Source organism: Streptomyces flavalbus (assembly GCF_042674625.1).
In the GTDB taxonomy this organism is placed as follows: domain Bacteria; phylum Actinomycetota; class Actinomycetes; order Streptomycetales; family Streptomycetaceae; genus Streptomyces; species Streptomyces flavalbus.
Genome location: NZ_JBHTEB010000001.1, coordinates 1,528,767 through 1,542,313, shown reverse-complemented (window position 1 = coordinate 1,542,313; position 13,547 = coordinate 1,528,767). Strand labels below are relative to the sequence as shown.

11 protein-coding genes and 1 pseudogene are annotated in these 13,547 nt (G+C 73.8%); 11 read left to right on the top strand and 1 reads right to left on the bottom strand.

Annotated features, from left to right (window positions below):
* The first annotated feature begins 9 nt into the window (after positions 1-9).
* The 11 genes and pseudogenes from ACFQZ6_RS06765 (at position 10) to ACFQZ6_RS06715 (ending at position 11,945) form a co-directional block, all read left to right on the top strand.
* Positions 10-1,248 carry an MFS transporter gene (locus tag ACFQZ6_RS06765; RefSeq protein WP_381605611.1) on the top strand — a complete coding sequence of 413 codons (1,239 nt, stop codon included), beginning with the start codon at positions 10-12 and terminating at the stop codon, positions 1,246-1,248.
* Positions 1,249-1,299: 51 nt separating this feature from the next.
* Positions 1,300-1,707: a cupin domain-containing protein gene (locus ACFQZ6_RS06760; protein WP_381605609.1), complete on the top strand. Its 408-nt coding sequence runs from the start codon at positions 1,300-1,302 to the stop codon at positions 1,705-1,707.
* A 15-nt stretch (positions 1,708-1,722) separates the two neighbouring features.
* Positions 1,723-2,349: an NADPH-dependent F420 reductase gene (locus ACFQZ6_RS06755; RefSeq protein WP_381605607.1), complete on the top strand. Its 627-nt coding sequence runs from the start codon at positions 1,723-1,725 to the stop codon at positions 2,347-2,349.
* A gap of 32 nt (positions 2,350-2,381) precedes the next feature.
* Complete coding sequence (locus tag ACFQZ6_RS06750; protein WP_381605605.1) at positions 2,382-2,678, top strand: hypothetical protein; 297 nt, start codon at positions 2,382-2,384, stop codon at positions 2,676-2,678.
* A 71-nt stretch (positions 2,679-2,749) separates the two neighbouring features.
* Positions 2,750-4,135, top strand: a complete 1,386-nt coding sequence (locus ACFQZ6_RS06745; RefSeq protein WP_381605603.1) for an FAD-binding oxidoreductase — start codon at positions 2,750-2,752, stop codon at positions 4,133-4,135.
* Between the two features lie 5 nt (positions 4,136-4,140).
* Entirely contained in the window at positions 4,141-5,793 is a 1,653-nt protein-coding gene (gene mdlC, locus ACFQZ6_RS06740; protein ID WP_381605600.1) for a benzoylformate decarboxylase, read from the top strand.
* 68 nt (positions 5,794-5,861) lie between these two features.
* Positions 5,862-6,986: pseudogene (locus ACFQZ6_RS06735) on the top strand (MFS transporter); the annotation flags it as partial.
* A 288-nt stretch (positions 6,987-7,274) separates the two neighbouring features.
* Complete coding sequence (locus ACFQZ6_RS06730; protein WP_381618118.1) at positions 7,275-8,123, top strand: type 1 glutamine amidotransferase domain-containing protein; 849 nt, start codon at positions 7,275-7,277, stop codon at positions 8,121-8,123.
* A 31-nt stretch (positions 8,124-8,154) separates the two neighbouring features.
* Positions 8,155-9,834 (top strand): thiamine pyrophosphate-binding protein, encoded by a 1,680-nt coding sequence (locus ACFQZ6_RS06725; RefSeq protein ID WP_381605598.1) that lies wholly within the window; start codon positions 8,155-8,157, stop codon positions 9,832-9,834.
* A gap of 6 nt (positions 9,835-9,840) precedes the next feature.
* Positions 9,841-10,437, top strand: coding sequence for a DJ-1/PfpI family protein (locus tag ACFQZ6_RS06720; protein ID WP_381605596.1), 597 nt, complete (start codon positions 9,841-9,843; stop codon positions 10,435-10,437).
* A complete protein-coding gene (locus ACFQZ6_RS06715) occupies positions 10,434-11,945 on the top strand; it encodes a maltokinase N-terminal cap-like domain-containing protein (protein WP_381605594.1) in 1,512 nt (503 codons plus the stop codon). Before ACFQZ6_RS06720 ends, ACFQZ6_RS06715 begins: the two co-directional genes overlap by 4 nt.
* 38 nt (positions 11,946-11,983) lie before the next feature.
* Here the strand turns inward: ACFQZ6_RS06715 and ACFQZ6_RS06710 are convergent, their stop codons facing one another.
* On the bottom strand, positions 11,984-13,339 hold the full coding sequence (locus ACFQZ6_RS06710) for a helix-turn-helix domain-containing protein (RefSeq protein WP_381605592.1): 1,356 nt from the start codon (positions 13,337-13,339) through the stop codon (positions 11,984-11,986).
* Positions 13,340-13,547 lie beyond the last annotated feature (208 nt).

The window sequence follows — 13,547 nt, the reverse complement described above, 5'->3', positions numbered from 1 at the left end:
GTGGTTCATGTGACATCCCCCGCGCAGTCCGAGCGCAGCGGACCCCGTACCGGGTTCGCGCTGGGAACCCTGGCCCTGGGCGCGTTCGTCATGGGTACGGCGGAACTCGTGATCGTCGGCATCCTCAACCTGATCGCCGACGACATCGACGTCTCCGTCGGCACCGCCGGGCTGCTGGTCACGGCGTACGCCCTCGGCATCTGCCTGGGCGGGCCGCTGCTGACCGCGGCCACCATCAAGCTCGGCCGCCATATGCTGCTGTGGTCCGCGCTCGTGGTGTTCCTGGTCGCCAACCTGCTCTCCGCCGTCACCGCCGCCTACGCGGTGCTGCTGGTGGCGCGCGTCGTCTCCGGCGCCGTACACGGGCTGTTCATCGGGGTCGCCTCGGTGATGGCCGCGCAACTGGTGGCGGCGGGACAGCAGGGTCGGGCCGTCGCCATGGTCTTCGGCGGCGTCGCCGTGTCCACCGTGATCGGGGTGCCGCTGGGCACCCTGGTCGGACAGAACCTCGGCTGGCAGGCCACCTTCTACGGCATCGTCGGCATCACCGCCGTGGCGCTGCTCGCCACCCTCGTCCTGGTGCCCCGCGTCGCCAGCACCGGCCCCACCCACCTCGGCTCCCAGGCCCGCTACGCCTTCGCCCCCCGGGTGCTCGGCCAGCTGAGCCTCGGACTGCTGCTGATGGGCGGCCAGTTCGCGGCGTTCACCTACCTGGCGTCGTACCTGGAGGACGTCACCGGCATCGAGGGCGGCGCCGTCAGCGCCTTCCTGCTCGTCTACGGCGTCGCCAGCGCCATCGGCGTGTTCGGCGGCGGCCGGTTCGCGGACAGCGGCGCCGCCCGCACCCTCGTCATCGCCAACGTCGTCCTCGCGGTGTGCCTGACGGCGCTGTACTTCGTCGGCGAGAACCCGGTGCTCACCGCGGTGGTGCTGGCGGTGTGGGGCCTGGTCGGCTTCGGCCTCGTCCCCTCCTTCCTGCTGCGGGTGATCACCCTCGCCGGACCCGGCGGCGACCTGGCCGCCACCCTCGGCGCGTCCGCCGTCAACGCGGGCATCGCCGGGGGAGCGGCCCTCGGCGGCTGGTCGGTGGAGGCCCACGGCGCCGACTCGGTGGTCGTCGTGGCCCTGGTCATCATCCTGGTGGCGCTGCCCGCCACCTGGGCCGCCCAGCGCCTGCGGCCCCCGTCCGACGCGGCCCCGCAGACCCCGGCCCCCGACCCCGTCGCGGCCCCGTCGACCCCTAGCTGACCCGGACCGGCGGGGCCGCCCAGGTGGCGGCCCCGCCCGAAAGGACCCCTCATGACCGGCCTTCAGGTCATCGCCAAGAGCACGCTGCCCACCGTCCAGATCAACGGTGAGGCCGCCGCGCACATCCTCAACGCCAGCAAGTACGACGGGCTGACCGTCTCCGCGTTCATCGTCGACGTCGCGCCCGACGCCGGACCGCCCCGCCACACCCACCCGTACGAGGAGGTCTTCGTCATCGTCGACGGGACCGTACGGCTGGAGGCGGGCGGCGAGAAGCTCGACGCGACCGCCGAGGACATCTGCGTCGTCCCCGCCGGGATGCCGCACAAGTTCACCAACCTCGGCCCCGGCCGCGCCCGCATGGTCAACATCCACGCGGCCGTCGACGTCGTCACCGAGTTCGTCCCGGACGACGACGACCACAACGAGTCGTACGCCTACAACCGCCCCGGTAGCTGAGGAGAGGTACCCCGCATGAGGATCGGCATCGTCGGCAGCGGCGAGATCGGCGGCAGCATGGCCCGGCTGCTCACCGCCGCCGGACACGACGTCACCCTCGCCAACCGGCGCGGCCCAGCCGCGCTGACCGCGCTCGTCACCGAACTCGGCGAGCACGCCCGCGCGGGCACCGTCGCCGAGGCCTGCGCCTTCGCCGACCCGCTGGTCGTCCTGGCCACCCCGTTCGGCGCCTACCCGAGCCTGCCGCCCGCCGCGCTGGCCGGGAAGGTCGTCGTCGACACCACCAACTACATGCCGCTCCGCGACGGGCTCCACCCCGAGCTGGAGTCCGGCCGCACCACCTCCTCGGAGCTGATCGCCGCGCACCTGCCCGACGCCCGCGTCGTCAAGGCGGTCAACACCCTCAACTACAAGTACCTGCTCGACCTCAACCGCCCCGGCGCCCCCCGCGACGACCGCACCGCGCTGTTCGTCGCGGGCGACCACCCCGAGGCCAACGCCCTCGTCGTACGGCTCCTGGACGACCTCGGCTTCGCGCCCGTGGAGACCGGCACCCTCGCCGCGGGCGGCCGGCTCCAGGAACCCGGCACCCCCGTCTTCAACCGGCCCCTGCGGCCCGCCCAGGTGCGCCTGACGCCCTGAGGTACCGACCCCCGCCATGAGAGGCACACGAGATGACCGTCGTGGAGACCATCCGGTTCAGGCTCCGCCCCGACGTCGACGACGCCGCCTTCCAGGACGTCAACCGCACCATGGAGAAGGCGTACATGCAGCCCCGCCCCGGCTTCGTCAGCCGCTCCACCGCGCGCAGCGCCGACGGTGAGTACCTGGTCACCGTCCAGTGGCGCAGCCCCGAGGAGGCCGAGGCCACCATCGGCGCGTTCTTCGCCGCGCCCGAGACCCAGGAGTTCCTCGCCGCCGTCGATCTGGAGACGGTCCAGCCGGGCCGCTACGAGCTGATCGAGCCGTAGGCCCGCCGGGCGGGACACGGCCACGGAAACGCCGTACCCGCCCGACGCCCCACACGGAAAGTGGTGGACCCATGGCACCCTCAACGACCAGCCCCGCGTCCGCCGCCGCGCGGGCGCTGCGCAGCACGCTGCGGGGCGCGGTCCTCGCCCCCGGCGACAGCGGCTACGACACCGCGCGCCGGATGTGGAACGGCGCGGTCGACGCCCGCCCCGCGGTCATCGCCCGTCCCGCCGACGAGGCCGACGTCCGCCGGGCGGTGGACGCCGCCCGCGTCCACGGCCTGCCGCTCGCCGTCCGCGGCGGCGGCCACGACTGGGCGGGCCGCGGCACCGCCCACGACGGCCTCGTCATCGACCTGTCGGCGCTGCGCGCCGTCACCGTCGACCCGGCCGCGGGTGTCGCCGTCGCCCAGGGCGGCGCCCGCGCCGGGGACGTCCTGGAGGCGACCCGCCCCTACGGCCTCGCCCCCGTCACCGGCACCGTCAAGGCCGTCGGCCTCGCCGGAGTCACCCTCGCGGGCGGCTACGGGCTGCTCAACGGCCGCTGCGGCCTCGCCCTGGACAACCTCGCCGCCGCCCGCGTCGTCCTCGCCGACGGCCGTGCCGTCACCGCCAGCCCCACCGAACACGCCGAGCTGTACTGGGCGCTGCGCGGCGGCGGCGGCAACTTCGGCGTCGTCACCGAACTGCACTGCCGACTCCACCCGGTGAGCACCGTCCTCGCCGGGATGCTCCTCTACCCGGCCGACCGCGCCACCAGCGTGCTGCGCGGCTACCGGGACATCATCGCCGCCGCGCCCGACGAACTCACCGTGATGAGCGGGTTCTTCGGCGGCCCCGACGGACAGCCGCTGGTCTTCCTGCTGCCGGTGTGGTCCGGCGGCCTCGAAGAGGGCCGCGACGTCGTCGCCCGCTTCGACCAGTTGGGCCCCCCGCTCTCCGGAGCGGTCTGCCCGCAGGAGTACGCCCACGTGCTCGGCATGTTCGACCAGGTCGTCGTCGACGGACGGCACAACGAGGTGCGCACCCAGTGGCTGCCCGCCCTCACCGACCGCACCGTCGACCTGATCGCCGCCACGGCGTCCGGCGCGACCTCCCCGTACTCCGGCATGTTCGTGCACCACTTCCACGGCGCCGCCGCCCGCGTACCCGCCGCGGACACCGCGTTCGCGCTGCGCCGGGACCACCTGCTCGTCGAGATCGCCGCGGCCTGGGAGCCCACCGCACCGCCGGGACCGCACCAGCGCTGGGCCCGCGAGGCGTCCACCGCGTTCGCGGCGCACGCCCTGCCCGGCGGCTACCCCAACCTGCTCGCCCCGCAGGAGTACCAGCGCGCCATCGCCGCGTTCGGCCCGAACACCGGACGGCTGCTGAAGGTCAAGGAACGCTACGACCCCGAGCACCTCTTCAGCGCGGTGGCGGCCCTCGAACCGACCGACACGACCCCGGGAGCCTGATCACCATGACCACCGAAGAGGAGAGCACCCGCACCGTGCGGGACGCGACACTCGACGTCCTGCGACAGCTCGGCATGACGACCGTCTTCAGCAACCCAAGCCACACCGAGATGAAACTGTTCGAGTACTGGCCGGAGGACGAGTTCCGGTTCGTCATGGGCCTGCAGGAGGCGTCCGTCGTCGGCATGGCCGACGGCTACGCCCAGGGCACCGGCGAACCCGCCCTCGTCCTCATCAACGGCGGCCCCGGCCTCGGCAACGCCATGGGCAGCGTCTACACCGCCGCCGCCGCGAAGACGCCGATGGTCATCCTCGGCGGGCAGCAGGCCCGCAAGATGCTCCTCGGCGACCCCTTCCTGGTCGCCAAGGACGCCACCCAACTGCCCAAGCCGTACATCAAGTGGGCCGGTGAGCCCGGCCGCCCGCAGGACGTGCCCGCGCTGATCGCACAGGCCTACCAGATCGCCAAGCAGGCCCCGCAGGGACCGGTGTTCGTCGCCGTCCCCGAGGACGACTGGGTACGCCCCGCCGACCCCGAGCCGGTCCGCATCCCCGAGGTCACCGCCGCCGTCGTGCCCGACCCGCAGGCGCTGCAGACCATCGCCGACGCCCTCAACGGCGCCGAGCGGCCCGGCATCGTCGCGGGCGGCCCCGTGGACGCGCAGGGCGCCCGCGGCGACCTGATCGCGCTCGCCGAGAAGCTCAACGCGCGCGTGTGGGGCGCCCCGGTGTGGGCGCGCGGCGCCTTCCCGGAGAACCACCCGCTGTTCGCCGGGGTGCTGCCGCCGATACCCGAGCTGATCAACGAGCGGCTCGGCGCCCAGCACGACGTCGTGGTCGTCCTCGGCGGCCCGGCGTTCACCCTGTTCACGGCGTGGGACCTGTTCTCCACCGCGCCCGCCGACCTCGACAAGACACCCCGCCCGACGCTCCGCGACGACGTGCGCTTCCTGCACGTCACCGACAACCCGCAGGACGCCGCCGCGACCCTCGCCAACGCCAGCTTCGTCGCGCCGCCCGGCGCGGTCGTGAAGGGCCTGGTCCCGCTGGTGGAGGAGCGCGAGCGCGTCGACCTGGCCCCGGTGCGCGAACCGGTGCCGGTCCCCGAGCCCTCCACCCCGCTCAGCCAGGCGTACCTGTTCCAGATCCTGTCCCAGGAACTCCCGGACAACGCCGCCCTGTTCGAGGAACTGCCCATCGCCCGCGCCGACTTCCACGAGCAGATCCCGCTCGGCGCGGACCACGGCTACTTCGCCACCGCCAGCGGCGCCCTCGGCTTCCCCTTCGCGGGCGCCGTCGGCTACGCGCTGGCCCGCCCCGACCGGCGCGCGGTCGTGGTCGTGGGCGAGGGCTCCGCGCAGTACACGCTGCACGCGCTGTGGACGGCGGCCCAGCACCAGCTGCCGGTCACCTTCGTCATCCCCGACAACTCCGGCTACCTCTCCCTGAAGTACTACCTCCAGGACCAGAAGTCCTGGCAGAAGGGCTGGGACCTCAGCGGCGTCGACATGGCCCAGCTCGCTCGCGGCTTCGGCGTGCGCGGCGAACGCGTGGAGACCCCCGAGGGCCTGCGCGAGTCCCTGCGCTCCGCCCTGACCGCCGACGGCCCCGTCCTCCTCGACGTCGTCGTCGCCGACCCGGGCCTGTTCCGCCTCTGACCGTTCCCGGCACACCGGCCCCGGACGCCCCCCGCCCCGAGCGGGGGGCGTCCTCACGAGAGATCACCATGCCCCGCACCCCACCACCGCCCGGGGACGACCGCTGTCCCGGGAGCCTGCGCTGGGCGGCGGCGGTGGCCAACGCGGACTGGCACGTCACCGCGCCCCTGCTGGTGACGCTCGCCGCCGCGCTCGGCACCGGTATCCACACGGTCACGGCGGCCCTCGGCGCGTACTCCCTCGGCCACGGCCTCGCCCTGCCCCTGTGGGGCCGCGCGGCCGACCGCTACGGGCCCGCGCGCGTCCTGCGCACCGGCCTCACCCTCGCCGCCGCGGGCTCCGCGGGCAGCGCGCTGTGCGCCACGGGCACCGACTGGCTGGCGCTGCGCGCCCTCACCGGCGCCGCGTTCGCCGCGGTCACCCCCGCCGTCGCCCTCTACTGCCACGAGACCGGCAGCACCCCACCGGCCCGCCAACGCCGCTTCGCCGACGTCCTCGCCGTCTCCGCCGCCTCCGCCGTGGCGGCCCCCCTGTACGCCGACACGATCACCCACCTCACGAGCTGGCGCCTGGTCTTCCTCACCCTCGCCGCCCTCACCGCGGCCAGCGCGGCCCACACCCTGACCCTGCCGGACACCCGCGCCACGCCCCCGCCTCCCCTGGGCGGCCTCCAGGGAACCGCCCCCCTGGCTCCCGCCACCGCGCACCGCACGGCCACCGTCGCCGCCCCGGCCCCCGCCACCCGGCGCCGGACCACCCCCACCCCCGTACGCCGCAGGCTCGCCCTCGTGCTCGCGCTCGGGGCCGCCGAAGGCGCCGTACTGCTCGCGCTGCCCGCGCTGCTCGCGCCCGCGCTGGCCGTCACCGCGGCCGGGGACGGCGACGGGAGCGGCGGTACCGCCGTGGCCGTCGCCTACGGCGCCAGCGTGCTCGCCGGGAGCGTCGCCGTACGGCGCTGGGGCGCGCCCCGCTCCCCGGCCGCGCTGGTCGCCGCGGGCGGCCTGTGCGGCACCGCCGCCGCGCTGCTGGGCGCCGCCCGCACGGCCCCGCCGACGCTGACCGCCGCCGCGGTGCTGCTCGGCCTGGCGTGGACGCTGCTGCACACCACCCTCCAGACCTGGGTGCCGCGGCTGCTCCCCGCGGGCCGCCGCGCCACCGCCGCCTCCCTGTTCGCCACCTCCGGCGTCCTCGCCGGCGGCCTCGCCGTCGAACTGGCGGCCCCGCAGCTCAAGGCGGGCCGCACCGGCGCCGTCTTCCTCACCGCGGCCGTCCTGTGCGCCGTACTGACCACGTCGGTCGCGCTCGCCGCCCGGCACTGGACGACCGGCCAGGTCATCCGGCGATTTGCCGTAGTGCCGTCTGCCACTTCGGGATGTGCGACAGCCACCCCGGCCCGTCCTGGCAGCGCCCAAACCCTGATAACTAGACATGAGTTCGGCAGTTCGCGTGTCCGAAAAGAACGCCGAACGAGAGGAACCCCCATGAGCAGGCGCATCCTCATCATCCTGTCCGAGTACGGCTACTGGGGCGAGGAACTCATCGGCCCGCTGGAGACCTTCGACAAGGCGGGCTACCACAGCACGTTCGCCACGCCGACCGGCAAGCGCCCCCTCGCCCTGCCGCCCAGCTACGACCCCGACTACATCGACCCGCCCCTCGGCCGCTCCGTCACCACCCCGGAGATGGCCGCGAAGGTCAAGGCCGTCGAGGCGTCCGACCGCCTCGACCACCCCCTCGACCTGTCCTCCTGGCTCCCGGACCGCCCCTACCGCTCCAAGCCGTACTTCCTGCGCGACTGGGAGGCGTACAACACCCGCCTGGAGAAGGTCCAGGAGCAGATCGCCGACCGCTACGACGCGATGCTCATCGTCGGCGGCAGCGGCCCCGTCGTGGACCTCGCCAACAACTGGCGCGTCCACGACCTGATCCTCGCCTTCTACGCCCTGGACCGGCCCATCGCCGCCGAGTGCTACGGCGTCACCTGCCTCGCCTTCGCCCGCGACCAGGGCGAGCGCGAGAGCATCATCCGCGGCAAGCACGTCACCGGCCACTGCATCGAGTACGACTACCTCGACGGCACCGGCTTCGTCGGCACCGACTTCAACATGGGCCCGCCGCCGTACCCGCTGGAGTACATCCTGCGCGACGCCACCGCCCCCGACGGCGCCTACCACGGCAACTTCGGCAAGGTCACCTCGGTGATCGTCGACTACCCGTTCATCACCGGCCGCTCCACCCCCGACTCCTACCTGACCGGCCAGAAGACCGTCGAGGTCCTCGACCACGGCCTGCGCCAGTGGGGCTTCCACCCCACCGCCACGCAGAGCTGACCGGCACCGGACGACGAGAGGAACCGGTCACATGACCAGCAGGCCCGCCCGCGCGGCGTTCCTGGAGCAGCTCACGGCCGACGGGGTCCGGTACATGTTCGGCAACCCCGGCACCGTCGAGCAGGGCTTCCTCGACGAGCTGCGCCACCACCCCGCGATCGACTACCAGCTCACCCTGCACGAGTCCGTCGCCGTCGGCATGGCCGACGGCTACGCGCGGGCCACCCGCCGCCCCGCCGTCGTCCAACTGCACTCCGGCGTCGGCCTCGGCAACGGCGTCGGGATGCTCTACCAGGCCATGCGCGGGCACGCCCCGCTCGTCGTCGTGGTCGGCGAGTCCGGCCTGCGCTACGACGCCCTCCAGGCGCAGATGTACGTCGACCTGGTCGCGATGGCGGAACCGGTGACCAAGTGGGCCACCCGCGTCGTCGACCCGGAGTCCACCCTGCGGGTGCTGCGCCGCGCCTTCAAGGTCGCGGGCACCCCGCCCTACGGACCGGTCCTCGTCGTCCTGCCCGCCGACGTCATGGACCGGCCCACCAGCGAGGAGGCGGTGCCGGTGTCCTACCCCGACACCGCCTCCGCCCCAGACCCGGCCGCCCTCGACCGCGCCGCGGACCTGCTGTCCGGCGCCCGCAGGCCCATCGTCATCGCCGGTGACGGCGTCCACTTCTCCGGCGCGCAGCCCGAACTCGCGCGGCTCGCGGAGGTGTGGGGCGCCGAGGTGTGGGGCGCCGACTGGGCCGAGGTCAACCTGTCCGTGGAACACCCGGCGTACGCGGGCCAGTTGGGCCACATGTTCGGCGAGAGCAGCCGCCGGGTCACCGGCGCCGCCGACGCCGTGCTGCTGTGCGGCACCTACGCCCTGCCGGAGGTCTTCCCGGCCCTGGAGGGCGTCTTCGGCGAGGGCGTGCCGGTCGTGCACATCGACCTGGACACCGACGCCATCGCCAAGAACTTCCCCGTGGACCTGGGTCTGGTGGCCGACCCGAAACGGTCCCTGGGGCCGCTCGCGGACGCCCTGGCGGCGCGGATGACCGGCGAGCGGCGCGCCGCCGCCGACGACCGGCTGCGCCGCGGGGCCGCCGAACGCGCCGACGCCCGCGCCGCCGCCGTACGGCGCCGCCGGGAGCACGCCGAGGCGCACGACCTGCCGCACATCGCCTTCGCGGAGGAACTCGCCGCCCGGCTCCCCGACGACGCCGTCCTGTTCGACGAGGCGCTCACCGCGGGCCCGGACCTGTTCGCCCCGCTGCCGCCGACGAAGCCAGGCCACTGGCACCAGACCCGCGGCGGCTCCCTCGGCGTCGGCATCCCCGGCGCGCTGGGCGCCCAACTCGCCCACCCCGAGCGCACGGTCGTCGGCTTCACCGGCGACGGCGGCAGCATGTACACCTTCCAGGCGCTGTGGACGGCCGCCCGGCACGGCATCGGCGCCAAGTTCGTCATCTGCAACAACAGCAGCTACAAGCTCCTTGAGGACAACATCGAGCAGTACTGGCGGGAGCAGGGCATCCCCGCGCACGACCACCCGGAGATCTTCGACCTCGGACGGCCCGCGATCGACTTCGCGGCCCTGTCGAAGTCCCTGGGAGTGCCCGCGCTGCGCGTGGAGAAGACGGGCCAGGCGGCCTCGGCGGTCGCCGAGATGCTGGCACACCGCGGCCCGTTCCTGGTCGACCTGGTCACCGAACGGGGGAAGGGACGGTAAGCAGCCGTGCGACTCACGGGGCACAAGATCGCCGTACTGATGGAGAGCGACTTCTACGAACCCGAGATCCTCTACTACCGGCACCGCTTCCCCGAGGAGGGCGCGGAGGTCCACTTCCTGTCCCGCCTGTGGGGCGAGGACTCCATGACCTTCACCGGGCACGAGCACCGGATGCCCTTCACGGTCGACGAGTCCTTCGAGGACGTCGACGAGTTCACGCTCAAGGAGTTCAGCGCCGTCATCGTGCCCTCCGGCATGGTCGCCGACCGGCTGCGCTACACCGAGGACCCCGACCAACTGCCGCCCGCCGCGCTGTTCCTGCGCCGGGCGTTCGCGGACGAGGCCATCATCAAGGGCGTCATCTGCCACGGCATGTGGCTGGCCGCCCCGATCGCGGGCATGGTCCGGGGCCGCCGCGCGGTGGTCCACAACAACCTGCTCGGCGACCTGCGGAACATGGGCGGCGTCTACGTCGACGAGGACGTCGTCGTCGACGACGACCTGGTCACCGCCCGCACCGGCGAGCACTGCCACCTGTTCGCCCGGAAGATCATCGACCTGCTCGCGGTGCGGTCCCGGCCCACCACGGTGACCCTGCCATGAGCGCCGCCACCACCGGGATCGGGGCCGCGGTCGAAGCCCCCGTCGGCCCGCGCGTCACGGCGGACGCCTCCGCCGTGACCGTGCTCGGCCCGCTGCTGCCCGTCCTCGCCCCCTGGCTGGCGACCCGTCGCTGGTACCAGGGGACGACCGTGAGCGGGCTGCGTCCGCGCGCGGTCACGGTGATCCACGGCGACGGCCTCCCCGACCTCGTCGTCGCGGTGGTCGACGTGACCGCGCGCGGCACCGCCGCCGCGCCGACCTGCTACCAGCTCCTGCTCGGCCTCGCCCGCGAGCTGCCCCGCCGCCTGGCGGACGCCGCGATCGGCACGGTGCCGTCCGGCCGCTGGGCGGGCCGGGCGGTGTACGACGCCGTGGCCGACCCGGCGCTGATGGGGCTGCTGCTGCGGGCCCTCGCCGCCCGCCGCGCGGGCACCCTGCGCCTGGAACGGGCGGGACTGTTCCCGCTGCCGGTCGGACTGGTGCCGCGCCCGCTGACCGGGGAGCAGAGCAACAGCGCGGTCGTGTACGGCGACCGGCTGCTGCTGAAGCTCTACCGGCGCCCGGAGCCGGGCCCGAGCCCCGAGGCGGAGGCCCTGCGCGCCCTGACCGCCGAGGACTGCGCGCGCACCCCCCGGCTGTACGGCGCCCTGTCGGTACCGGCGCCGGGCGGCGATCCCCTCACCGTGGGCCTGATCGAGGAGTTCGTGCCGGGCGCGGAGGACGGCTGGGAACGAGCGGTCCGCTTCGCCCGCGACCACATCAACGGGCCGGGCGACCCGGAGGCCGACGCGGACCCGGGTACGACCACCGGCGCGGGCGGTGGTTTCACCGGGCAGGCCCATGCCCTCGGGCAGGCCGTCGCCGAGGTGCACGGCGCGCTCGGGCGGGCCTTCCCGCGCCGTCGCCGCCAGGCCCTCGACCTCGCCGCGGACGCGGCGCGGATGCGACGCCGTCTGGACACCGCCGTCCTGGAGGTCCCGCAGCTCGCCCGCTACCACGCCGCGCTGGCCGCGGTGTTCGACGAGTACGGCGCCCTCGCGGGCCGCGGCTGCCCGGTGTTCGCCCAGCGCGTCCACGGCGACCTGCACCTCGGCCAGGCCCTGCACACCGAGGACGGCTGGTACGTCGTCGACTTCGAGGGCGAGCCCGCCACCCCCGCAGCCGAACGCGCCCTGCCGCAGCCCGTGCTGCGGGACGTCGCGGGGATGCTGCGCTCCTTCGACTACGCCGCCCGCACCGCGCTGGCCGAACTCGACGGCGCCGCGGGCCCCGCCCAGCAGCTCAGCCGACGGCGCCGGGCCACGGCCTGGGCGCTGCGCAACCGCCGCGCCTTCTGCGCCGGTTACGCCGCCGCGGGCGGCGAGGACCCGACCTGCCGGACCGCCCAGCTCACCGCGTTCGAGGCGGACCGCGCGGTGTACGAGGCGCTGTACGAGGCGAGACACCGCCCGCACTGGCTGCCGGTCCCGCTCGCGGCGGTCCACCGGCTCGTGGGGCGGATGCGCTGATGCGGGACTACGGGGGAGACGGGTCCGGCACCACCGCCTCAGCGCTGGTGCTGCTCCGCCAGGGCGTGCGCGGGATCGTACGTCGCGGGCATCCCGGTCGCCTGAAGCGCCTGGTCGTACGCCTCCAGCGCCTCCTTGGACCGGCCCTGCCGCTTCCACACGTCCCCGATGTGCCGCCACTCCTGCGCCGTCTCGTACGAGGGCGGGAAGTGCCGGAGCTGCCGGGTCGCCGTGTGCAGGGACTGCAGGCCGTCGTTCCGCTCACCGCGCAGCAGGTGCAACTCGGCGAGCCGGACGCGCGCGCCGACCGCCTCGACCCGCGGGCCGGAGCTGAGCAGCCCGAGGGCGCGCCGGGCGTGGGCGGACGCGTCGTCCCACTGGCCGAGTTGGATGTGCGCGTCGACCAGACAGATCTCGCACCGGGCCTGCTCGATGGCGTTGCCGACTTCGGCGAGCGTCTGCCCGGCGTCCTCCAGCAGGGCCCGGGCGCGCGCCGGGGCGGGGGTGTCGGACTGCAGCTCCAGCCAGGCGACGTTCAGCTTGAGCATGGCCACGTGCCGGAGGTTGTCGTCGTCGGCCATCATCGCCAGCGCCCGCTCGGTCAGGGCGAGCGCCTCCGGGAACTGCCGCCGCGAGAGGGCGACCAGCCCGGCGTTCCAGTACACCGCGCCCCGGCCGACCCGCCCGCCGTGCTCCTCCGCCACCGGGATCAGCCGCTGCGCGAGCAGATGGGCGCGGGTGAGGTCACCGCGCATCAGGTACGACCCGATGAGGGTGGAGCCGACCTGGATGTGGTCCATGGTGACGTCGAGGCCGAGGGCGTCGAGCGTGGCCATGGTCCGCTCGCCGATCTCGATGCTGAGGGCGATGTCGCCCACGTTGCGGTAGCAGCGGCTGAGGGAGACCGAGACGCGGCACCACGCGTCGGAACCCGCGGCCAGGTCCGGGTCCTTGACCAGTTCCTCCAGGATCGGGATGGCCGCCTCGATCCGGTCCAGCTTCTCCAGCGCGGTGGCCTGGCCGACGCGCGCCCGCAGCCGCGTCGGCCGGTCGAGGAGGGCGGGCTTGGCCAGCAGCTCGCCGAAGGACTGGAGCGCCGCGCCGTTGTCCCCGTTGCGCAGGGCCATTTCGGCGAAGGAGAGCTTCAGCTTGGTGTCTTCCAGGGCGTGCTCGTCGTGACCGGTCCTGAGATGGTCGGGCGAACACCCCAGTTTCCTGGCGAGGGTGGTCAACACCGTGTCCGAGGGAACCCTTTTCCCGGATTCGATCAGCGAGATGTAGCTGGCGGAGATTTCCGTGGAGGCCAGGTCCTGCTGCTTGAGCCCGAGCTTCACCCGCAGGTTTCGGATACGCCTGCCCACGTGGACCGGGGATGCGGCTTCCACTTGATCCATTTTGGCTTCCCGAGGGTGAGCATGACTAATGGTGTCATAGATCATGATACCAGCATGACTGGAGCACGCCAAGGTTTGCTCATGACGGCGGCGCCGACGGCCGGAAAAAGCGCTGGCTAAGTCGGTGTAGGTCACCTCGGTCGAAAGAAAAGGGAATCCCGATTCCGCTCGCCTTTCACTACTGCGCATGAACTTGACTCATGGTGAA